The sequence below is a fragment of the Allobosea sp. CCNWLY174 genome, from assembly GCF_037120455.1.
Classification (GTDB): domain Bacteria; phylum Pseudomonadota; class Alphaproteobacteria; order Rhizobiales; family Beijerinckiaceae; genus Allobosea; species Allobosea lupini.
The window spans coordinates 792161-812114 of the sequence record NZ_JBBBBQ010000002.1; the positions used below are offsets into that span (position 1 = coordinate 792161).

The window sequence follows — 19954 nt, forward strand, 5'->3', positions numbered from 1 at the left end:
GCTTTTCGCCGCATGATCGGAACGAGATGAAGCTGCGCCTCGGCACCTTCAATGTCGAGAACCTGCTGACGCGCCATCGCTTCGAGCCCGGCGGGCGGACCGAGACGGCGGCGGCGATGTCGCTGTTCCATTTCCCGCGCGCCGACGAGCGCGACGCGGTCGAGCGCTCGCTCGCCGTCGCGCTCGAGGACGACAAGCGCCAGATGACGGCGCTCGCCATTGCCGAGGCCAATGCCGATCTCTGGATGCTGCAGGAGGTCGACTCGCTGGCGAGCCTGCAAGCCTTCTTCGCCAATTACGTCCACCGCATCGCCGACCATCGCTATGGCCATTTCACCCTGCTCGACGGCAATGACCGGCGCAATATCGATATCGGCTTCGCCGCACGGCGCGATCTGGTGAAGCCGCCGCAGGTCACGGTGCGCTCCTACAAGGGCATGAGCTTTGCGGACGCTGACGCGTTCTCGCCCGGGATCGCCGCCTTCGGCATCAATCCGCGCGACAAGGTCTTCGCCCGCGACTGCCTTGCGGTCGAGCTCGACCTCGGCGACCGGCGGCTCACCCTGTTCGGCTGCCATTTCAAGTCGATGAACAATGGCCGCGACGATGGCCGGCAGGCGACCTTGCCGATCCGCCGAGCCGAAGCGCTGGCGGTGAAGACAATCATCAAGGACTGGTTCGGTCCTGGCTGGCGCGAGGCGAACTGGGCGATCCTCGGTGATCTCAACGGCTATCGCATCGGGCTCGGCCCGCTCGCCGCTCCGGTCGACGAAGGTGACAGCGGCATCGAGCCGCTGCTGGATGATTTCGCGGTCGATCCGATGGAGAGTCTGCCGCCGCATGAGCGCTGGACGCATTTCCGGCGCTACTGGTCGGAGGAGCGCCAGGCGCTGATCGACAGCCATATGCCGCTCGACCATATCCTGCTCTCGCCGGCGCTCGCTGCGGCCAATCCGAACCCGGCGATGCAGCTGATCCGGCGCGGCCTGCCCTACCGTGTGCCGCTCGACCCGCGCGAGGCCGATCGCTCGATGGCCAAGCTCGCCCTGACCTGCGACCGCTATCCGCGCGTCGGCTGGGACCGGCCCAAGGCCTCCGACCATTGTCCGCTGACGATCGCGCTTGCGATCCCGAAGGAGACCGCATGAGCCGCCGCTTCGTCACGCTCGACGTGTTCACGGCAAGACCGCATGCGGGCAATCCGCTCGCCGTGGTGCTGGATAGCGAGGGACTGGACAGCGCGGCGATGCAGGCGATCGCCCGCGAGTTCAACCTGTCGGAGACGGTCTTCGTCGCGCCGCCGGCCAACCCCGCCCACCGCGCGGCGATCCGCATTTTCACGCCGGGGCAGGAATTGCCCTTCGCCGGCCATCCGACGGTCGGCACCGCCGCGCTGCTGGCCCTGCGCGATGCGGCCGAGGGACGGGCGGCGGACAGGCTCGTGCTGGAGGAGAAGGTCGGGCTGGTGCCCTGCGTGATCGAGCTCGGCAATGCGCGCTCGGCTCGCGCAACCTTCACTCTGCCGAAGCTGCCGGAGCAGGTCGCGCAGCCCATTGCCGATGCCGCGCTGGCAGAGGCGCTCGGGCTTGAACTCGCTGATCTCGGCTTTGAGGAGCACCGGCCGAGCGCCTTCTCGGCCGGCGTCGCCTATACGGTGGTTCCGGTTGCCGGCCGCGAGGCGATTGCCAAGGCGCGCGTCGCAGGAGCGTTCGAACGCGTGATGGCGCCGGCCCAGAACGGCAATGCCTTCCTCTATTGCCGCGAGACGGAGGAGGCCGGGCATCACTATCACGCCCGCATGTTCTGGCCGGAGGCCGGCGTGACCGAGGATCCGGCGACCGGCTCGGCCGTCGCCGCGTTCGCCGGCGCGATCATGGCGTTCGACCAGCCGGGCGATGGCGCGCACCGCTTCGTCATCGAGCAGGGCTACGAGATGGGCCGGCCCTCGCAGATCGAGTTAACGCTGACGGTCGCGGGCGGTGCGCTCGCTTCGGCGACGATCGGCGGCGCGGCGGTGGTGATGAGCGAGGGCGTGCTGCTGTGACCGGCTTTGTTGATGGCGAGATCGTCGCGCTCGATCGCGTCGAGGCGAAGGTCGAAGCTTACGAATGGGCTTTCGCTCGCGAGCGCGCAGATGAGATCGCGGCGCATTGGGCTGCGATCAGCGCCGGCAAGCCCTCGATGTTCAACGGCCGCGTCATGCTGCAGCACCGCGCCGCGATCGAGGGCGGGGTGTTCCACGCCGGCTATTTCGAGGCTGATTACGCCGCTTTCCTGAGCTGGCGCGATTTCGGCCTACCACCGCCGGCGATCCGCAACGGCTTCGCCATGGCGGCGCTCAGGGCGGCCGACGGCGGCTTCCTGCTCGGGCGGATGGGCGACCACACCGCCAATCCGGGCAAGGTCTATTTCGCCGCCGGCACGCCGGACCGGGAGGATGCCCGCCCGGACGGCACGCTCGACCTTGCCGGCAGCGTCACCCGCGAGCTCTGCGAGGAGACCGGGCTGACGCTCGACGAGATTTCTGTCGAGGAGCGCTGGACGGCGGTGATCGTGCCCGGTCGTGTCGCTTTCATGCGGCCGGTCGCGATCGACCTGCCGGCTGATGAGGCGCGTGAAATGATGCTGGCGCGGATCGGACTGCAGGATCAGCCGGAGTTGTCCGACATCGTGATCGTCCGCAATCTCGCCGATTGCGCGGCTTATGACATGCCGCCCTTCATGATGCCCTATCTCACCCATATCTTCGGGGGCGAGTAATCCGCCTCCTGGATCTCGGTCGTCCCGGACAAGCGGCGAAGCCGCGCCGATCCGGGACCCATTCCTGAGCCTTTCCAAGAGAGGTTCAGGAATGGGTCCCGGGTCTTCGCTTCGCTCCGCCCGGGACGACCACTCTGTTTGATCGATGCAGCAATGCTGAAAGGCCAGCCCATGATCGCCTCCGAAGTCCTTGCCCTGCCCACCGGCAACCCGTTCGGCCGCGCCTGGGAGACGCCGTTCGGCCTGCCGCCGTTCGCCGAGATCACGCCCGAGCACATCAAGGCGGCCTATCCGGCTGCGCTGGAGCAACACCGGGCCGAGATCGAGGCGATCAAGGCCGAGAAGGCTGCGCCCAGCTTCGCCAATACGATCGAGGCGCTCGAACGCTCCGCCCGTGGCATGAGCCGGCTCGGCGGCGTGTTCTATAATCTCGCCGGGGCCGACACCAACGAGGCGCTGCAGGCGATCGAGCGGGAGATGTCGCCGGTGATGTCGCGGCACTGGTCGACGATCATGATGGATCACGAGCTCTTCGCCGGCGTCGATGCGGTGTTCGAGGCGCGCGAGACTCTCGGGCTGAGCGAGGAGCAGCTTCGCCTGCTGGAGCGGACGCATCGCGGCTTCATCCGCTCGGGCGCCAGGCTCGAAGGCGAGGCCAAGGCGAGGCTCGCCGCGATCAACGAGCGGCTGGCGGGCCTCGGCACCAGCTTCGGCCAGAACCTGCTCAAGGACGAGGCGAGCTATGCGCTGATCATCGAGAACGAGGCCGATCTCGACGGCCTGCCACCCTTCGTCGTCGCGGCGATGGCGCGCGCCGCTGCCGATCGTGGGCAGGAAGGCAAGCATGCGGTGACGCTGGCGCGCTCGATCATCGAGCCTTTCCTGACCTTCTCGACTAAGGCAGCGCTGCGCGAGCAGGCCTTCAGCGCCTGGAGCAAGCGCGGCGAGAATGGCGGCGAGACCGACAACCGCGCCATCGTCGCCGAGATGGTCAAGCTCCGGGCCGAGAAGGCAAAGCTGCTCGGCTTCGCCACCTTCGCCCATTTCAAGCTCGACGATTCCATGGCGAAGACGCCGGAGAACGTGCGCAATCTGCTCGAGCTGGTCTGGAAGCCGGCCCGCGCCCGCGCGGGGCAGGAGGCGGCCGATCTTGCCGCGCTCGCCCAGAGCGAAGGGGAGAACGCGCCGATCCGCCCGTCCGACTGGCGCTTCTACGCCGAGAAGGTCCGGCAGAAAACTTATGCGCTCGATGAGGCCGTGCTGAAGCCCTATCTCCAGCTCGACAGGATCATTGCCGCCGCCTTCGACACTGCCGGCAAGCTGTTCGGGCTTTCCTTCGCCGAGCGCCCTGACCTCAAGGGCTATCACCCGGATGTCCGCGTCTTCGAGGTGAGCGAGACCGCCACCGGCCGGCATATCGGCCTCTTCCTCGGCGATTATTTCGCCCGCGCCTCGAAGCGCTCCGGCGCCTGGATGAGCGCCTATCGTGGCCAGCGCAATTTCGACGGCGAGGTCCGCCCCATCATCGTCAATGTATGCAACTTCGCCAAGCCGGCCGAAGGCAAGCCGGCGCTGCTCTCGATCGACGATGCCCGCACACTCTTCCACGAATTCGGCCATGCCCTGCACGGCCTGCTCTCGGACGTGCATTACGGCTCGCTCGCCGGCACTTCGGTCTCGCGCGACTTCGTCGAACTGCCCTCGCAGCTCTACGAGCACTGGTTCCTCACCAGGGAGGTCATGCAGCGCTTCTGCCTGCATGCCGAGACCGGAGAGCCGATCCCGGACGAACTGATCGAGAAGATCAAGCGGGCGCAGACCTTCAACCAGGGCTTCGCGACGGTGGAGTACACCTCATCGGCGCTGGTCGATCTCGCCTTCCACTCGCTGGAAGCGCCGGCGGAGGTCGATCCGCTCGCCTTCGAGGCGAAGGAGCTGGCGCGGATCGGCATGCCCGCCGAAATCACCATGCGGCACCGCACGCCGCATTTCTCGCATGTGTTCTCGGGCGACGGCTATTCGGCCGGCTATTACAGCTATCTCTGGTCGGAGGTGATGGACGCCGACGCCTTCAACGCCTTCATCGAGGCGGGCAATATCTTCGCCCCGGAAGTCGCCGGCAAGCTCAAGCGCTACATCTATTCGGCCGGCGACACGCGCGATCCGGCGGAGGCCTATACGCTGTTCCGCGGCCGCCTGCCGACGCCGGACGCGCTCCTGGAGAAGCGGGGGCTGGCGGCCTGAGCTTTCTTCTCCCCCGAGTGCAGAAGGATCAGCCGGCTGGATAGCCGAACTTTGCTCGCGTGGCGCGGATCTGGGAGGTCGCACCGGCATCGTTGCCCGCAGCGCAGCTCTTTCGGGCCGTGTCGATCTCGGCGCTGACACGGGTGTGGACGCCCTTGGTGGTGTGGCCGGTCTGCAAATCGTTGTCCATCACCGCCTGGAAGCGATCGACCTCGCCGGCGCAGCCCGAGCCGGTCGGCATCCGGAAGGTGTTGGGCGTGACCCCGGTCGGCGCCTGCTCGGGCGATGGTGCCGGCGGGGGAGCAGCCGTTTGGCAGGCGGCGAGGGAGAGGCCGAGGGCGGCGGCGAAGAAGGCAACGCGCATAAGCGGAGCTCCGGCTGGTCGGACCGGAACCATGGTTGATTCCATTCGCGAGGCAAAGGTCCCCGATGGAACGAATCTGATCGCTCAGTCCTCACTGGGCATGAAGAAGGCGACGATGGTGAACACGGCTGCTGCCATGGCCGCCAGCCAGATCGCCGCCAGTCCGACATGCCGGTGGGCATAGGCGCCAAGCAGCGCGCCGGAGAGCAGGCTTAGCCAGAGCACGAAATGGCGCAGGAAGGCGCGCTTGGGGCCGCCCAGCAGCGCGCCGGCGAGGCGCTGGCCCATCTTGACGAGCGTGCCGGTCATGTAGGTCAGGCCGATCGTGACCTCGCCGTCGCGCTGGAAGACGGCGTTCTCGGCACCCATCGCCAGAGCGAGGGTGCCGGCGGCGGCTACCGCCAGCCCGGCGCCGTAGAGACCGGCCGAAAGCGCCAGCGCCAGCGTGACGAAGGCGAGCACGGCAGCCTGACGCCGGTGCTTGCCGACATGGCCGACGAGCGAGCCGCAGATCACCCCGAAAACGAAGAGAAGGATGATCATGCCGGCCACCAGGACGCCGTCCAAGCGGCCTTCCACCAGCTCGATGCCGAGGCGGGTGGTGTTGCCGGTCATGAACGAGACAAAGAAGCCGCCGATGTTCAGGAAGCCGAGGGCGTCGACGAAGCCGGCGAGCCCCGAGAGGCCCAAGGCGAGTCCGACGGCTGGACGATCATAGCGCAACACAGGCAAGCCACTCCGGTTAGGCAGGTCGGCCCTGCGTGCTGAGAACCCGCTTGGAAACTCCCCCGAGCACTCATCCTGAGGAGCCATTCCGTTGGGAATGGCGTCTCGAAGGATGCTCCAGTAGACTCCGGAACCATCTGGAGCATCCTTCGAGACGGCCGCTGACGCGGCCTCCTCAGGATGAGGGCTGAGTTTCCAAACAGACTCTTAGAGCCTCTTACTCCCGTCACAATTCGACGGAACCCTGATTGTCATGACCGTGCTGCATACCACCGAGCTCGAAATCTTCGCCGACTACTTCCAGTTCTATCTGCAGGACGAGGCGGTCGATGAGGATTGGGGGACGTTCTGGACCGATGAGACGGTGGAGCGGATGCTCGCCGTCGGCGACTGCTCGGTCGGTATCGCCACCGCCAGGAACATGAACGTACCCGTCGTGCTCTCGGTCCATGATGAGGCGCCGGAGGCCGATTTCGGCGAATGGGAGCTGGTCAACGAGTGCTCCTTCCGCGTGCGCTCCGGGCAGATGATGCTGATCGGCTGCACGGAAGGGGCGCCACAGGAGCGGGCCCGCTTCTCCCTCACGCCCGGCAGCTACCGTTTGCGGGTCTCCTATGTCGGCCTCGACGACCTGAGCGATGACGGGCTGGAGGGGGACGACTTCTACCGGTTGCAGGTCTGGCCGGGGCCGTTCGGCGAGACCAGGACGCTGAAGGAGCGGGCCGGGGCGGCTGGTTAGGGTGACGCGCTCGGAAACCCCTCCCCCTTGTGGGGAGGGGCAGGGGTGGGGGTCGCAAAGCCGGAGCGATCGGTAACCCCTGATGGCGCTGTCGCTGCTGCCTTCTTCTGAGAACGATCACCAGGCGGCACCACCCCCATCCCCAACCCTTCCCCACAAGGGGGAAGGGAGGAGTCCGAGCGACGAACGTTTGCCAAATCATTTTGAACGGTGAGAAGTCTTCGTGCAGCGCACGAACGTTCAAGACCTTAGAGGCTTGCCTTCCTATCCTCCGATCCGGTAGACAGCCCAAGTCGTCGAGAGGATCGTTCGTGGCCGCATCCGCCACCCATGCCGAGAGCCTGAACCGCGCCGCTGCGCGGACGGCCGGCGTGTGTGTCCCGTCGCGCGCCCCCTCGCTCCTTGGTCAGCTGCTTCTTACCTGCCCCTGAGGGCCGGCCGGGCACGTGTGCCTGGGCGCTCAGGGGATGACGGGAACAAAGCTCCAGACCTCAGCGCGCCAGCCCGAACCGAAATGCGGCGCGCCCTGACCAGGGACAAGACCGATGAGCAATGCAGGCAACACCGTGTCCGCGAAGGACCGCGTCCTGATCTTCGACACCACCTTGCGCGATGGCGAGCAATGCCCGGGCGCGACCATGACCTTCGAGGAGAAGCTCGAGGTCGCCGACATGCTGGACATGATGGGCGTCGACATCATCGAGGCGGGCTTCCCGATTGCCTCGGACGGTGATTTCGAGGCCGTCTCGGCTATCGCCGGCCGGATCAAGCGCGCGAGCGTGGCGGGGCTCGCCCGGGCCATCTCCGCCGACATCGCCCGCGCCGGCGAGGCGGTGCGCCATGCCGCCAGGCCGCGCATCCACACCTTCGTCTCGACCTCGCCGATCCATCTGCAGCACCAGATGCGCAAGAGCGAGGAGGAGGTGCTGGAGATCATCACCCGGACGGTGACGCAGGCGCGCAACCTGGTCGAAGACGTCGAATGGTCGGGCATGGATGCGACCCGCACGCCGATCGACTATCTCTGTCGGGCGGTCGAGACCGCGATCAAAGCCGGCGCGACCACGATCAACCTGCCCGATACGGTCGGCTACGCCACGCCGGACGAATACCGCGCCATGTTCAAGGCGGTGCGCGAGCGCGTACCCAATGCCGACAGGGCGATCTTCTCGGCGCATTGCCACAATGATCTGGGTCTTGCCGTCGCCAATTCGCTGGCGGCGATCGAGGGCGGGGCGCGCCAGGTCGAGTGCACGATCAACGGCATCGGCGAGCGCGCCGGCAATGCGGCGCTGGAGGAGATCGTGATGGCGCTGCGGGTGCGCGGCGACGTGATGCCCTACGACACCGGCATCGACGCGACCTATCTGATGCGCGCCTCGAAGGCGGTCTCGAGCGCCTGCTCCTTCCCGGTGCAGTACAACAAGGCGATCGTCGGCCGGAACGCCTTTGCCCATGAGAGCGGCATCCACCAGGACGGCATGCTGAAGCACCAGCAGACCTACGAGATCATGACCCCGGCCTCGGTCGGCGTGACCAAGACCTCGCTGGTGATGGGCAAGCATTCCGGCCGCGCCGCCTTCCGCTCGAAGCTCACCGAAATGGGCTACACGCTCGGCGACAACCAGCTGGAGGACGCCTTCACCCGCTTCAAGGCGCTCGCCGACCGCAAGAAGCATGTCTATGACGAGGACATCGAGGCGCTGGTCGACGAGAACCTCGCCACCGCCCATGACCGCGTGAAGCTGGTCTCGCTGACGGTGATCGCCGGCACGCGCGGCCCGCAGCGCGCCATGCTGAAGCTCGACATCGACGGCCGGGTCGTGGCCGAGGAGGCTGAGGGCAACGGGCCGATCGATGCGGTGTTCAACGCGGTCAAGGCGCTGGTGCCGCATGAGGCGGTGCTGGAGCTCTACGACGTCCATGCCGTCACCGAGGGCACCGATGCTCAAGCCGAGGTCACCGTACGCCTCGGCCAGAACGGCGCGGCCGTGACCGGGCGCGGCGCCGATCCCGATACGCTGGTGTCGTCCTGCAAGGCCTATCTGGCGGCGCTCAACAAGCTGGTCGCGCGCGGCAGCCGCGTGCACGCGCAGGCAGCGGAGTAATCTTCGGGTGTCGAAGCCGGAGCCGTTATGCCGTGCTGTGACCAGCGCGGCACAGCGGCTCATTTTTTGCTTTCCACAGGAACAAAGTCTGGATTCGCAAAACGGGTGTCGCTCTCATGGGCACTTGGGATCACCGCGAGACGTTCCTGATGAACCTGCTGCGCCTTATCTCGGTCAGCGCATTTGCCATGTTGGCCGCCTGTCCCGCCGTGGCTTATGCGCCGGCCGTACCGCCGGAGCGGGCCGAACGGGTCCAGGAACGCCTGCGCATCTGCATGGGTCCCATCGAGGCCGGCAGCGCCGAGCGGCGAGCGGCCTGCGACGAGAGCCTGACCGGCGAGTTCAACCGCGCCGTTCGCGCCGATCTGCTCGCCAGCCGCGGCTGGATTTCCGAGGCCGAGAATGCCCTCAATGAGGCGCTGCGCGATTTCGATGCGGCGCTCAAGGCAGTGCCGAATCATCTGGCCGCCATGCGTGGCCGGGCGCACACCTTGTCCGAGCTCGGCCGGCATGCCGAAGCGGCGGCGCTGATCGAGCGGGCGATGGTCCTGGGCGGGCGCGCGACGCTGCTGGCCGACCGGGCCCTGCTGCGCGAGCGTGCCGGCAACATCGCCGGAGCGCGGGCCGATCTCGACGATGCGATCGCCCTCGATCCGTCCAATAGCTGGGCGCGCGGTACGCGGGCGCGGTTCCGGCAGGACGAGGGCGCGCATGAGGCGGCGCTCACCGATTTCGATGCCGCCCTGGCGTTGGAACCGGAGGTCACCTCCTATCACTACCGGCGCGGGCTCTCGCTTGTCGCATTGGCGCGGCCGCGCGAGGCGGTCGCCGCCTTCGACGGCGCCCTGCGGCTGGAGCCGACCGTCGTGCAGGTCTGGCTGGAGCGCGGGCGGGCCTTCGAAGCGCTCGGGCATGAGGGCCCGGCGCTCGCCAGCTATGAGCGGGCGCTGCGCCTCGACGGCCGGCACGAGGCATCGCTGTCCCGGCGCGCCTTCCTGTTGCAGCGCATGGGCCGCGCCGAGGAAGCGATTGCGGCCTATGAGCGGCTGCTCGCGGTCCAACCCCAGGCTGCCTTCGGCCTCAACAATCGCGCCGGCCTGCTTGCCGAGCTCGGCCGGCGCGAAGAGGCGTTGCGCGACCTCGACCGCGCCATCGCGCTCGTCCCGGGCGACGGGAATGCGCTGCGCAACCGCGCGCAGCTCCTGCTGCAGCTCGGCCGCAACGACCAGGCATTGCGCGATCTCGACCGGGCCGGTCCCGGCCATGATGCCGGCGCCTGGCATGGCATGCGCGGCGACGCGCTGCTGGCGCTCGGCCGGCCGGTCCCGGCGCTGGCGGCGTATCGCGCCGCGCTCGCGCTGAAGCCGCAGGATCACGCCACCCTGTTCGGCTTCGGGCTGGCGCAGGAGATCCACGGCGATCGCAGCGCCGCCGCCGCCGCCTATGGCGCGCTGCTCGCGGTCGATCCGGAGCATGAAGGGGCGCTCGAGCGGCGCGAGGAGCTGCTGCCGGCGCTCGGCCGCTCGATCGAGGTCTGGCCGGCGCGCCTCGCCGGGCTGTGGCGGAGCGCCAGCGATCGCTATACGCGGGAGCGTGCCGCGCTCCAGGGCGCCTATCGCGCGTTGCGGCCGCAGCCGCAGGCGGCCCTGGTTGCCTTGCCCGTCCCGCCCAATCCGCTGGCGGCGCTCGATGCCGCGCTGGCGCTCGACGCCTTCGACGTGCCGCGCCTGATCCGGCGAGCCCAGTACAGCATCGGCCAGCCGCAGCGCGAGGCGCAGGCGCGGGCTGACCTTGCCGTCGCCCTGCTGCTCGAGCCGGATAACCCGGCAGCACTGGTGCAGCGCGCCCGGCTGAATTTCCGCGACGGCGCCTTCGTTGCGGCGCAGGCCGATGCGGATGCAGCGCTGCGCAGCGAGCCGCGCTCGATCGAGGCGCTGTTCCAGCGGGCGAGGGCGTTGACGGCGCGCGGCCAGCTCGGCGCCGCGCTCAAGGCCTATGACGATGTCGTCGCGGTCGCGCCCGCCAATGCCGCGGCCCTGCTCAACCGGGCGCTGCTGCTGCAGCATGCGCGCGAATATGAGCGGGCGCTGGCCGATCTCGACGCTGCCGTCGCGGCTGACCGAGCCGATCCGGATGGCTGGGTGGCGCGTGCTGCATTGCGCACGGCGCTCGGCCAGACCGATGCGGCGATCGCCGATTTCGACCGGGCGCTGTCGCTCGACGCACGGCTCGGCCAGGCCTGGTACGGCCGCGCTTTGGCGCATCAGCGCCGCGGCGATGCGGCGGAGGCGGCGGCCGATTTCGCCAGGGCCAAGGCGCTCGACGCACAGGCCGAGGAGCGCTACCGCGCCTTCGGCGTGGCGCCCTAAGGCGCTTCGGCAACCGATCCTGAGCGCGAAGAGCGGCTTTCAACACGGTTCTGCGTCCTAGCGCGCTGTTTGCGGTGGACGGCTTGTGTCGTTCGCTTGGCGCAGGCCCGATTCTTGCCACTATTAAATCCCGGTGCGTGCAGGCGCGTTGGCTGGGAGCGGCGAGATGGCTGGCTATTTTCCGAATTGGACGCTGAAGACCTCTGGCGACGTGATGCCGGACGAGCGCCTGCCGACCGGGCAGACGATCATTGCCGGCCTGCAGCATGTCGTCGCCATGTTCGGCGCGACCGTGCTGGCGCCGATCCTGATGGGCTTCGACCCGAACGTCGCGATCTTCTTCTCCGGCATCGCGACGCTGCTGTTCTTCGTCATCACCGGCGGACGGCTGCCGAGCTATCTCGGTTCTTCCTTCGCCTTTATCGGTGTCGTCATCGCCGCGACCGGCTATGCCGGCACCGGCCCCAACGCCAACCTGCCGGTCGCGCTCGGCGGCATCATCGCCTGCGGCGCGGTCTATGCCCTGATCGGCCTGATCGTGCAGGGCGTCGGCACGCGCTGGATCGAGACGCTGCTGCCGCCGGTGGTGACCGGCGCCGTCGTCGCGGCGATCGGCCTCAACCTCACCGCCGTCGCGATGAACATGATCTCGGCCAGCGCCTATACCAAGTGGATCGCGTTGTTCACGGTGATCGCCGTTGCGCTGATCGCGGTCTATGGCCGCGGCCTGGTCCAGCGCCTGCCGGTGCTGATCGGCGGCCTTGCGGCCTATGTCCTCTACGCCGCGACGGCGACGAGCTTCGGCGCGCCGCCCGTCGATTTCGGCAAGGTCGCGGCCGCCGCCTGGTTCGGCCTGCCGAACTTCGTCGCGCCGGTGTTCGACGCGAAGGCGATCGCGCTGATCGTGCCGGTCGCGATCATCCTGGTCGCGGAGAACCTCGGGCACATCAAGGGCATCTCGGTGATGACCGGGCGCAATCTGGACGGGCTGATCGGGCGCGGCTTCTTCGCCGACGGCGTTGGCACCATGATCGCCGGCTCCGGCGGCGGCACCGGCGTCACGACTTACGCCGAGAACATGGGTGTGATGGCGGTGACGCGGGTCTACTCGACGCTGGTCTTCGTCGCTGCCGGCGCGATCGCCATCCTGCTCGGCTTCTCGCCCAAGTTCGGCGCGGTGATCGGCACGATTCCCGTGGCGGTGCTGGGCGGGCTCGCCGTCGTCGTCTTCGGGCTGATCGCGGCGACCGCCGGCCGTATCTGGGTCGAGAACAAGGTGAACTTCGCCGAGCCGAAGAATCTCCTGACGGTGGCGACCGCGCTGATTCTCGGCGCCGGCGATCTCAAGCTGCCGATCTTCGGCTACGAGCTCGGCGGGATCGGCACGGCGACCTTCGCCGCGATCGCGCTCTATCATCTGCTGAATCGCCGCTCGGCGGCCTGAAAACCCCGGAAAACGGCCTGCCGCACTCAGTGCGGCAGGTTTTCTCCGAGTTCGCCACGCGGCATGCCGAATGTCTCCCGAGCGAGTTTGCATATTTCTGTCGCAAACGGGTGGACAGGGGCGGGGGTGTTTGCTACATCGCCGCCCGTCGGGACGCGGTCCACGCCTCGCCGACAACGTCTTCGTGGCGTATGGGTGATTAGCTCAGTTGGTAGAGCAGCTGACTCTTAATCAGCGGGTCGTAGGTTCGAGCCCTACATCACCCACCACGGAAATCCCTTGAAAAATAATGGTTTTTCGCCAAGTGCCTACCGGGCGCAAGGTGAACGGGGTGGGAACAAAACCCGCCGCGCAGCCTTCGCACGTTCGAACGTTGTTCCGAACCGCTGATTTCGCGTGTGAAAGCGACGCGCACCCACATGAAGGCGCCGGGCGGTAAGCCCGGGGTTTCTCGTTTTGGTGATTAGCGCAGACCGGCGGTCTTCGCGGCTCCTGCGGTCGGTCAGCTCCCCGACTTTCCGAGCCTCTTCAAAACGCAAGAGATCGCGACCAACGGGGCGATGATCCATGTCCGCATTGATGGTCAGGGGCCAGCGGTGGTGCCGCTGCATGGCTATGGCGAGACCGGCAACATGTGGGCGCCGATGGCGGCGGATCTGGCGCGAGATCCCACGGTAATTGTGCCGGACCTGCGCGGGCTCGGCCTATTGTCCAAGCCGAAGTCGGGCTTCGACAAAAAGACAGAAACCGGCGATGTTGTCGGTGTGCTCGACGCGCTCAAGATCGAGCGGGCCGACCTGGTGACGCATGATATCGGGCATGGTCGGGTTCGCTTTCGCCACCCAGGATCGTCACCGCGTCGCCCGCTTCGCATTGATCGAGGCGCCGGTCCCGGGCGTTGGTCCCTGGGAAGAGATTCTGAAGAATCCGCCGCTCTGGCATTTTTGCTCCGGCGGGCCTGATATGGAGCGGCTCGTGGCCGGGCGCGAGCGCATATATCTCGACCGCTTCTGGAATGAATTCTCTGCGACTCCCGCTCGCTTCCGCGAAGCTTCGCGCGAGCACTAGGCCAAGCTCTATGCCCTTCCCGGCGCAATTCATTCGGGTCTCCCGCAGTTCGCCGCCTTCGACCGGGACGCTATCGGCAACCGTGCCTATCTGGCGGCAGGTGGCAAGCTCGCCATGCCCGTTCTGGCAATCGGCGGCGAGAAGGCCTTCGGCACGATGATGGAGGTGGTGATGCGAGCTGCCGCAACCGACGTCACCGAAGGTGTCGGCCCGGATTCCGGCCACTGGATCATGGAAGAAAATTCCACCGCCACCGTCGCCATGGTTCGAGCCTTCTTCGACAAGAGATGATTGGCAAAGCCAGCCCAAGGCGATTCGAGCGGTACCGCCTCGAGAGGCCGGCAGTCGACGTCTTCCTCCAGAACGTCTGACGTCCGCTTTCAGGCAGAGGATCAAGTTCTGGTTATGGCGCATTTGCACCCCGAGATGGTTCCTCGGCAATCTAGGTTTGCTGAGGTCGTTGCTTGTTGCGCTGCGGCTGGAACAGCGAAGCGCCCTTCACGACAAGAAGCAGCGCGAAGGTCAGGACGATGATGACGAACGCGGCGGCCGCGATTGCGGGGCTGATGTTCTCGCGCAGCGAGGCGAACATCTGGCGCGCCATGGTCGTCTGGTTTGGCCCGGCGACGAAAAGCGTGATCACGACCTCGTCGAGCGAGGTCGCGAAGGCGAAGACCGCGCCGGTGAGAATGCCGGGCATCGCGAGCGGAAGAGTGACATTGCGGAAGACCGCCGTTGGCGGCGCACCCAGGCTCGAGGCCGCCTTTTCGAGAGCCGGGTCGATGCTCGCAAGCGAGCCTGAGACGTTGACCAGCACGAACGGCACGCAGAGCACCGCATGGGCGACGATCACGCCGAGATAGCTGCTCGCCAGGCCCATGCGGGCGTAGAGGATCTGCATGCCGACGCCGAGCACCACGGCCGGCACCACCATCGGCAACAGGAAGATCGAACGCAGCACGCCGGAAAACGGCACGAGCTCGCGCCGCAGGCCGAGCGCCGCGAGCGTTCCAACCACCGTGGACAGAACCGTCGCGCCGGAGCCGATGATCAGCGAATTGACGATCGAGCGCTTCCAGGCATCGCTCGTCGCCAGCGTCTCGAACCAGCGCAGTGAGGGACCACTCATCGGATAGGTCAGAAAGACGCTGTCGGTGAAGGCGAGCGGCAGGATCGCGACCAGAGGCAGCAGCAGGAACGCCACCACCAGCGCCGCGAAAGCCAGCCGCACCGCGCCGAAGGCGAGCGCGCCGGGCGTACCCGGAAGGTTTGGCGAAGCTGCGCTCATGCCTGCCCCAGGGGCGTGCGCGAGAGCCGGCCATAGACGATGTAGAGCAGGGTCGTCGGCACCAGCAGGAAGAGGCCGAGCGCGCCGGCCATGCCCCAATTGGCTGTGCCGGTCGCGTAGAAGGCGATGACGGAGGAGATCATCTGGTCGCCGGCGCCGCCGGTCAGCGCCGGCGTGATGTAGTAGCCGAGCGCCACCATGAAGACGAGCAGCGAGCCCGAGAGCAGGCCGGGCATCGCCAGCGGCAGCAGGACATGGCGGAAGGCCTGCAAGGGGCGGGCTCCGAGCGCGGCCGCCGCCGGCATCAGGTTGCGCGGGATCGCGATCAGGCTGGCATAGATCGGCAGCACCATGAAAGGCAGCAGCACATGCGTCATGGCGATCAGCACGCCGGTGCGGTTGTAGATCAGCGGCAGCGAGGCATCGATCAGGCAGAGCGCCTTCAGGATCTGGTTGATCAGCCCCTGGTCCTGCAGGAGGATCATCCAGGCGGCGGTGCGGACCAGCAACGAGGTCCAGAGCGGCAGCAGAACCGCCAGCAGCAGAAAGTTGCGCTTCCAGCCGCCAAGGCTCGCCGCCAGCATGGCGAAGGGCAGCCCGATCGCGGCGCAGGCCAAAGTCACCTGGGCGGCGATGATGAAGGTCCGCAGCATGATCGCACGGTTGACCGCCATGTCCGGCGCGACATGCGCGATCGTGCCGTCATCGCCGCGCTTCAGATCGACGGCCGCGAGCAGGTTGGCGTCCGTATATGCCGGCATGCCGCGCTTCAGCGCGAGCCAGAAGGGCGGCTGGCTCCAGCGCGGATCGATGCTTTCGAGCTTCGGGGTGGCGTCGGCACCGGCATTGCGCAGTGCCGTCACGGTGCGCGGCAGCAAGGTGCGGAAGCCGGCCTGCTGGCTGTTCAGGCTGCGCACGGCGTCGCCGAACACCTCCTGCACGACCTCGGCGCGCAGATCCTGGATCAGCGCCGCCTGAACGTCCGGAGACGGCAGGCCGTCGCCGTTCCACTGCGCGATCGCCACGGCCGTGGCCGGAAAAGCGAGGCGCACCGTGCCGCCCTGCACAGACGTCGCGATCATCATCCAGAGCGGCCAGATGAAGAACAGGCCGAGGAAGACGATCAGCGGCAGGACGAGAAGCGACGCCTTCAGGCGCGCAATGGTCATGGCGCCACCAGCGTGCAATCGTCGCGGTTGAAGCTGGCGAAAGCCTGTGAGCCGACCGGCAGCACGACATCGCGGCGCCCGGCCTTGGCGACGAGCCGCTGGCCCTGGCAGGAGAGATGCACGCGGACATGGTCGCCATGGTAGACGTCATCCTCGACCGTGACCGGCAGCGCGTTCAGGACTGCCGGGTCGTTGCCGAGATGCAGCATTTCCGGCCGGATCGAGACGAGGGCCGGGCTGCCGATGGCAAAGCCGTCCGGCGCCGCACAGGAGATCGAGCCACCATTGGCAAGGACGACCGTGGCAACGCCGCCCGTCCGGGCTGAGACGGTGCATGCGAGCAGGTTGGTCTCGCCGATGAATTCGGCGACGAAGCGCGTGCGTGGACGGTCATAGAGGCCCGACGGCGTATCGAGCTGCTCGATCTTGCCGCGATTCAGTACCGCGACGCGATCGGACATGGTGAGCGCCTCCCCCTGGTCATGGGTCACGAAGATGACGGTCAGGCCGAGCTTGCGGTGCAGCTCGCGGATCTCGAGCTGCATGTGCTCGCGCAGCTGCTTGTCGAGCGCGCTCAGCGGCTCGTCCATCAGCACGACTTTCGGCTCGTAGACGATCGAGCGCGAGAGAGCGATGCGCTGCTGCTGGCCGCCTGAAAGCTGCGCGGGCTTGCGATCCTGGAGATGGCCGAGCTGGACGAGATCGAGCGCGCGTGTCACCCGCGCCTCGCGCTCAGCCTTGCCGACACCGCGCATCTTCAGCGGGAAAGCGATGTTCTCCGCCACGGTCATATGCGGGAAGAGCGCGTAATTCTGGAACACCACGCCCATGTCGCGCTTGTAGGGCGGCAGCCGTTCGACGCGCTTGCCATCGACATGGATCGCGCCGCCCGTCGGCGCCTCGAACCCGGCCAGCATCATCAGCAGCGTGGTCTTGCCCGAGCCGGACGGGCCGAGCAGGCTGACGAATTCGCCCTGGCCGACATGAAGGTCGAGCGCGTCGATGACCTTGGCTGTTCCGAACGCCTTGCTGACGTTCTCGAACTGGATGAACGCTGCCGAACCGGGCAAATGGAAGTCCTTCACCTGAATGGCTGGCGCGCAGCGCCAGCCATTGTGACCACAGGTCTCGGTTGCGCCAAGCCTTAGGGCCCGGACTACTTGCCGAGCCAAGCGTTGAAGCGCTTGGTCAGGTCCTCGATGTTGTCGTTCCAGAAGTCGATGTCGATCGAGATCGCGCCCGAGAGATTGGCGGGTGAGGTCGGCAGATCAGCGGCAAGATCGGCCGGCACTGCTGCGGCCGCAGCCTTGTTGGGCAGGCCATAGGCGATGTCCTGCGGCAGCTTCGACTGGTTCTCCGGCAGGCTGGCGAAGGCGATGAACTCCATCGCCGCATCCTTGTTCGGGCTGCCCTTCAGGATGACCCAGCTGTCGACCGCATAGATGCTGCCGGGCCAGACGGTCTTGAACTTGGTGCCCTCGGTCTTGTTGATGCCGGTGATGCGGCCGTTATAGGCCGAGGTCATCACGACCTGGCCGGATTTCAGGAGCTGCAGCGGCTGGGCGCCGGACTCCCACCAGATCATGTCGCCCTTGATCTCGTCGAGCTTCTTGAAGGCGCGATCGATGCCGCCGGCGGCCCGCAGGGTCGCGTAGACGTCCTTGGCAGCGACGCCATCGGCCATCAGGGCGAATTCCAGAGCGTATTTGGGGCCGCGGCGCAGGGCGCGCTTGCCCGGAAACTTCTTGGTGTCCCAGAAATCGGCCCAGGAGGTCGGCGCGGTCTTCAGCTTGTCGGAATCATAGGACAGCATCGTCGACCAGACGATGGCGCCGACGCCGCAATCACTGACCGCACTGTCAAGGAACTTGTCCTTGCCGCCGAGCTTGGCCCAGTCGATCTTCTCGTAGATGCCGTCGGCGCAGCCGATCGCGAGCTCGTCGGCCTCGACCTGCACGGCATCCCAGTTCGGCACGCCAGCCTTGACCTTGGCCTGCACGACGCCGACGCCGCCATCCCAGGATTCGTCGAGCACGGGCTTGCCGGTCTTCTCGGCAAAAGGCTTGAAGTAGATCTTGCGCTGGGCGTCCTGGTAGTTGCCGCCCCAGGACACGACGGTGAGGTCACGCGCGGAGGCTGCCCCCAAAGCCGACAGCACCAACCCCGCCGCAAGACCGGCGGAGCCTATCACCTGTTTGAAACTGGCCATGTTGGTCTCCCTTGTGTTTGCCGCCCCGGAATTCGCCCCTCGCGAACGCCGAACCAGTCCTTGCCGATCATTGGAACCTCGATCGCATTGTCGCGCCAGAGGCCCTGCAGACCTGTCGGTCGAATTCAGGCACCGATCTCCTGCAGCAATTGCGCGGGAGCCAGCCGCAGGGCGGCGGCGCGACGATGGCCCTCCAGCCCCTCGCTGGCGCTCTGGCGCATGGCAGGCGGCGCGACGGCCGCGACACCGCGCTCGTCCAGCCATTGATGCGTGCAGGTCTTGAGATAGGAGCCGACCCAGAGGCCGCCGGTATAGCGCCCCGCAGCCATCGTCGGCAGCGTGTGATTGGTGCCGCAGCACTTGTCGGAATAGACCACGCTGGCGGCGACACCGATGAAGATCGAGCCGTAATTGCGCAGTTTCCCGGCAGTGGCCCGGGCGTCGCTTGTGTGGACCTCGAGATGCTCGGCAGCGATGTGGTCGGAATAGGCCAGCATCGCGGCCTCGTCTGCGCAGAGGACGATCTCGCCATAGTCGCGCCAGGCCTCGGCCGCCACGCCGGCGGTCGAAAGGTTGCCGAGTTGGCGCTCGACCTCGGCCAGCGTCGCCTCCGCGAGCGCCCGGTCGGTCGTGATCAGGCCGACGCGGGTGCGCACATCATGCTCCGCTTGGGCCAGAAGGTCGACCGCGATGGTGATGGCGTCGCCTGTCTCGTCTGCGACGACGAAGATTTCGCTGGGGCCGGCGAGCTGGTCGATGCCGACGAGCCCGAAGACCTGGCGCTTGGCCTCGTTCACATAGGCGTTGCCGGGCCCGACGATCTTGTCGACCGCCGGGATGCTCTCGGTGCCGAAGGCCATGGCAGCGATCGCCTGCGCACCGCCGACGCGGAAGATGCGGTCGGCGCCGGAAAGATGGCAGCCGGCGATCATCGCCTGGTGCGCTCCCGGCGGCAGGCAGGCGATGACCTCGTCGCATCCGGCGACCTTGGCCGGAACGATCGTCATGATCGGCGCCGACAGCAGCGGGTAGCGTCCGCCGGGCACATAGGCGCCGACGCGGGCGATCGGAATGATGCGATGCCCGAGATGCAGGCCGGGCAGCGGCTCGACATCGAGCGGCAGAATCGTATCGCGCTGCGCCTGGGCGAACGATCGCACGCGTTCGATCGCGAATTCAGTGTCGGCGCGGGTCTGTGGGTCCAGCGCCGCGACGGCCTCTTCGCGCTCCCGGGTACTAACCTCGAACGTCTCGATCTCGACCTTGTCGAACTGGCGGGAATAGTCGCGCAGCGACGCGTCCCCGAATTGGCGGACTGCGTCGAGGATCTGCTTCACCGTCGCCTCGACCGGGGCATTGTCGCTCCATGCGCTGCGGCCGGGCTGCTTGATGTATGTCAGCCGGCTTGCAAGCTGTGGGTCGAGTTTCGTCATGAAGGTCCGCCTGGGTCTCGGGGAAGCGCTGAC

General features: G+C 67.1%; 15 protein-coding genes, 1 tRNA gene and 1 pseudogene. 10 read left to right on the plus strand and 7 right to left on the minus strand.

Going from position 1 to position 19954, the window contains the following annotated elements:
• The first annotated feature begins 26 nt into the window (after positions 1–26).
• From V7S63_RS10720 to V7S63_RS10735, 4 genes are all read left to right on the plus strand, one after another.
• Positions 27–1148, plus strand: coding sequence for an endonuclease/exonuclease/phosphatase family protein (locus V7S63_RS10720; protein ID WP_336530190.1), 1122 nt, complete (start codon positions 27–29; stop codon positions 1146–1148).
• Entirely contained in the window at positions 1145–2044 is a 900-nt protein-coding gene (locus V7S63_RS10725) for a PhzF family phenazine biosynthesis protein (RefSeq protein ID WP_336530191.1), read from the plus strand. The genes V7S63_RS10720 and V7S63_RS10725 overlap by 4 nt, the downstream gene beginning before the upstream one ends.
• Entirely contained in the window at positions 2041–2760 is a 720-nt protein-coding gene (locus V7S63_RS10730) for an NUDIX hydrolase (protein WP_336530192.1), read from the plus strand. The genes V7S63_RS10725 and V7S63_RS10730 overlap by 4 nt, the downstream gene beginning before the upstream one ends.
• Before the next feature lie 171 nt (positions 2761–2931).
• Positions 2932–5004 (plus strand): M3 family metallopeptidase, encoded by a 2073-nt coding sequence (locus V7S63_RS10735; RefSeq protein ID WP_336530193.1) that lies wholly within the window; start codon positions 2932–2934, stop codon positions 5002–5004.
• 28 nt (positions 5005–5032) lie between these two features.
• Here V7S63_RS10735 and V7S63_RS10740 read toward each other — a convergent pair whose 3' ends face one another.
• Both V7S63_RS10740 and V7S63_RS10745 read right to left on the minus strand, forming a co-directional pair.
• Positions 5033–5368: a hypothetical protein gene (locus V7S63_RS10740; RefSeq protein WP_091840652.1), complete on the minus strand. Its 336-nt coding sequence runs from the start codon at positions 5366–5368 to the stop codon at positions 5033–5035.
• Positions 5369–5452: 84 nt separating this feature from the next.
• Entirely contained in the window at positions 5453–6094 is a 642-nt protein-coding gene (locus V7S63_RS10745) for a YoaK family protein (protein WP_336530194.1), read from the minus strand.
• A 253-nt stretch (positions 6095–6347) separates the two neighbouring features.
• On the opposite strand from V7S63_RS10745, the gene V7S63_RS10750 reads away from it, so the two are divergent.
• The 6 genes and pseudogenes from V7S63_RS10750 (at position 6348) to V7S63_RS10775 (ending at position 14113) form a co-directional block, all read left to right on the plus strand.
• On the plus strand, positions 6348–6833 hold the full coding sequence (locus tag V7S63_RS10750; RefSeq protein WP_336530195.1) for a hypothetical protein: 486 nt from the start codon (positions 6348–6350) through the stop codon (positions 6831–6833).
• A 545-nt stretch (positions 6834–7378) separates the two neighbouring features.
• Positions 7379–8941, plus strand: a complete 1563-nt coding sequence (locus V7S63_RS10755) for a 2-isopropylmalate synthase (RefSeq protein ID WP_336530196.1) — start codon at positions 7379–7381, stop codon at positions 8939–8941.
• Between the two features lie 116 nt (positions 8942–9057).
• Complete coding sequence (locus tag V7S63_RS10760; RefSeq protein WP_336530197.1) at positions 9058–11310, plus strand: tetratricopeptide repeat protein; 2253 nt, start codon at positions 9058–9060, stop codon at positions 11308–11310.
• 166 nt (positions 11311–11476) lie between these two features.
• Complete coding sequence (locus V7S63_RS10765) at positions 11477–12754, plus strand: solute carrier family 23 protein (RefSeq protein ID WP_100963401.1); 1278 nt, start codon at positions 11477–11479, stop codon at positions 12752–12754.
• 193 nt (positions 12755–12947) lie between these two features.
• Positions 12948–13023 (plus strand) — tRNA-Lys (locus tag V7S63_RS10770).
• 291 nt (positions 13024–13314) lie between these two features.
• Positions 13315–14113, plus strand: a pseudogene (locus V7S63_RS10775) (alpha/beta fold hydrolase).
• 151 nt (positions 14114–14264) lie between these two features.
• Here V7S63_RS10775 and V7S63_RS10780 read toward each other — a convergent pair.
• From V7S63_RS10780 to hisD, 5 genes are all read right to left on the minus strand, one after another.
• Positions 14265–15110 (minus strand): ABC transporter permease, encoded by an 846-nt coding sequence (locus tag V7S63_RS10780; RefSeq protein ID WP_100962486.1) that lies wholly within the window; start codon positions 15108–15110, stop codon positions 14265–14267.
• Positions 15107–16279, minus strand: a complete 1173-nt coding sequence (locus V7S63_RS10785; protein WP_336530198.1) for an ABC transporter permease — start codon at positions 16277–16279, stop codon at positions 15107–15109. The genes V7S63_RS10780 and V7S63_RS10785 overlap by 4 nt, the downstream gene beginning before the upstream one ends.
• Positions 16276–17349 (minus strand): ABC transporter ATP-binding protein, encoded by a 1074-nt coding sequence (locus V7S63_RS10790; RefSeq protein WP_336530199.1) that lies wholly within the window; start codon positions 17347–17349, stop codon positions 16276–16278. Before V7S63_RS10790 ends, V7S63_RS10785 begins: the two co-directional genes overlap by 4 nt.
• Before the next feature lie 86 nt (positions 17350–17435).
• Complete coding sequence (locus tag V7S63_RS10795) at positions 17436–18488, minus strand: ABC transporter substrate-binding protein (RefSeq protein ID WP_336530200.1); 1053 nt, start codon at positions 18486–18488, stop codon at positions 17436–17438.
• A gap of 125 nt (positions 18489–18613) precedes the next feature.
• A complete protein-coding gene (hisD, locus tag V7S63_RS10800) occupies positions 18614–19921 on the minus strand; it encodes a histidinol dehydrogenase (RefSeq protein WP_336530201.1) in 1308 nt (435 codons plus the stop codon).
• Positions 19922–19954 lie beyond the last annotated feature (33 nt).

Bases quoted from the DNA above. Each gene is read 5' to 3' on its own strand.
- V7S63_RS10765 (WP_100963401.1), top strand. From the start codon at position 11,477: ATGGCTGGCTATTTTCCGAATTGGACGCTGAAGACCTCTGGCGACGTG.
- hisD (WP_336530201.1), bottom strand. From the start codon at position 19,921: ATGACGAAACTCGACCCACAGCTTGCAAGCCGGCTGACATACATCAAG.
- V7S63_RS10780 (WP_100962486.1), bottom strand. From the start codon at position 15,110: ATGAGCGCAGCTTCGCCAAACCTTCCGGGTACGCCCGGCGCGCTCGCC.
- V7S63_RS10740 (WP_091840652.1), bottom strand. From the start codon at position 5,368: ATGCGCGTTGCCTTCTTCGCCGCCGCCCTCGGCCTCTCCCTCGCCGCC.
- V7S63_RS10725 (WP_336530191.1), top strand. From the start codon at position 1,145: ATGAGCCGCCGCTTCGTCACGCTCGACGTGTTCACGGCAAGACCGCAT.
- V7S63_RS10735 (WP_336530193.1), top strand. From the start codon at position 2,932: ATGATCGCCTCCGAAGTCCTTGCCCTGCCCACCGGCAACCCGTTCGGC.
- V7S63_RS10750 (WP_336530195.1), top strand. From the start codon at position 6,348: ATGACCGTGCTGCATACCACCGAGCTCGAAATCTTCGCCGACTACTTC.
- V7S63_RS10760 (WP_336530197.1), top strand. From the start codon at position 9,058: ATGGGCACTTGGGATCACCGCGAGACGTTCCTGATGAACCTGCTGCGC.
- V7S63_RS10785 (WP_336530198.1), bottom strand. From the start codon at position 16,279: ATGACCATTGCGCGCCTGAAGGCGTCGCTTCTCGTCCTGCCGCTGATC.
- V7S63_RS10755 (WP_336530196.1), top strand. From the start codon at position 7,379: ATGAGCAATGCAGGCAACACCGTGTCCGCGAAGGACCGCGTCCTGATC.
- V7S63_RS10795 (WP_336530200.1), bottom strand. From the start codon at position 18,488: ATGGCCAGTTTCAAACAGGTGATAGGCTCCGCCGGTCTTGCGGCGGGG.
- V7S63_RS10720 (WP_336530190.1), top strand. From the start codon at position 27: ATGAAGCTGCGCCTCGGCACCTTCAATGTCGAGAACCTGCTGACGCGC.